Here is a 1,532-nt window from a genome sequence, read left to right on the forward strand (position 1 = left end):
ATGTCATCCCTGAAGGGGCGGGGTCTGTCAACCCCGTTGTTGACCAGGGTTTTTGCTGGCTTTCGGCCTCCGTGTGGGCGGCATCGGGTAAGGACCGGGGTCAAGACGCAGCGCCCGCAGCGTAGCGAGGACGAACGGTCTTGATGCCGGTCCGGGCCGATGCATACTGCCCGGGGGTGCCGGAAAGATCAGCGGCGCGATTGTTTTGGGGGTTGTGAGCCTTCTTCAAGCAGTGATGGTGCAGATACTTTGGGGCAGGGCCGAACTGTTCCGGCTGCCGGTCATCCCTTCGCTCAGCGGTGTGGGCATGAAGCGGTGCGGTAGCAACACGCGGGGTCAATCAGGAGGGCGACCACGCCGATTGGGGGTCAGACATAGGAACGACCGCGCACGTGTTGTGTCCGGAGTGCTCACGCCGCCCTGGCTTGGTCGAGCGCGCGGATGTGCCCGTCGCGCAGCCCGTAGTAGACCAGTGTGAGCAGTTTGCGTGCCGCGGCGACCTTGGCGATGTTCTTGCCGCGGCGGGCTTCGATGCGGTCCTTGTCAGCGGCGATCTTGGTAGTCGTCTGATGACGCTGCACCGCCTCGATGGCCGCCCAGCGGACCAGCTTCGAGCCTTGTTTAGTGATGTGCCCGCGGTGCACCACGGTGTCGGACTCGCGGTGCTTGGGGGTCAGCCCGGCCCAGGAACACAAGTGCGCGGGGTCGGTGAAACGCTGCACGTCGCCGATCTCGGCGACGAAGACCGCCGCCAACACCGGCCCGATACCGGGCACCTGTTGGAGCGCTTGATAGCCGCGATCGGCGTCGAGCCGCTTGGCGATCATCTCGGCGAACCGCGCTTCGTGACCGTCGAGGACGTCGATGAGTTCCAGCAGTGAACGCACCCGCTCGGCATAAGCGGCGCCCAGCGCTACCTTGGCCAGCCGTTTGCGGCCCCCGATCCCGAACAGATCGGTCACCGCGATCAACACCCCGGCTTTGGCCAGCACGGCATGGACCTGAGCCTTGAGTCCGGATCGGATCGCGACGATCTTTGCGCGGTAGCGCACCAACTCCCGCAATTCGCGGGTGGGCGGTGGGGCGATCCAGGACTCGGGCAGCCGGCCCATCCGCAACAGATCGGCAAGATCACTGGCATCACGGACGTCGTTTTTCACCCGTCGATACCGGAATCCCTTGACTCCCAACGGGTGTGCCAAATGCACATGGGCTCCGCCGGCTTGCAGCACATCCACCGCCCAATACCAGCCGTACGTTGCCTCCAGCACCACCTCGGGGTCGGCGCCGGCTCGCTCCAGCTCCAGGCCCAACGCGACCGGATCGTTGACGATCCGCACCGCCGAGAGCTGATCGCCGGTGTCGGTTTGGCGAACGATCACAGACCGTTGCCGATGCAGGTCAATCCCGACGAACTGTTTTCCGTCATACTCGCCCATTAGGGGCCTCCCTTGATTCGTGGAAAGTGAACACCCCCAGCATCCGCCGGGACGTCACGAGGAGCGGAGGCCCCGCCCCTTCATCGCATCAGG

At 64.9% G+C, this 1,532-nt stretch carries 1 protein-coding gene; it reads right to left on the minus strand.

The annotated features are described in order from the left end of the window. Positions 1-410: 410 nt before the first annotated feature. Positions 411-1,439: an IS110 family transposase gene (locus tag ABDV69_RS21440; protein WP_343577857.1), complete on the minus strand. Its 1,029-nt coding sequence runs from the start codon at positions 1,437-1,439 to the stop codon at positions 411-413. Positions 1,440-1,532 lie beyond the last annotated feature (93 nt).

This window comes from Mycobacterium sp., from assembly GCF_039583785.1.
Taxonomy (GTDB): domain Bacteria; phylum Actinomycetota; class Actinomycetes; order Mycobacteriales; family Mycobacteriaceae; genus Mycobacterium.

Coding starts and splice junctions, on each gene's coding strand:
- ABDV69_RS21440 (WP_343577857.1), bottom strand. CDS start 1,439: ATGGGCGAGTATGACGGAAAACAGTTCGTCGGGATTGACCTGCATCGG.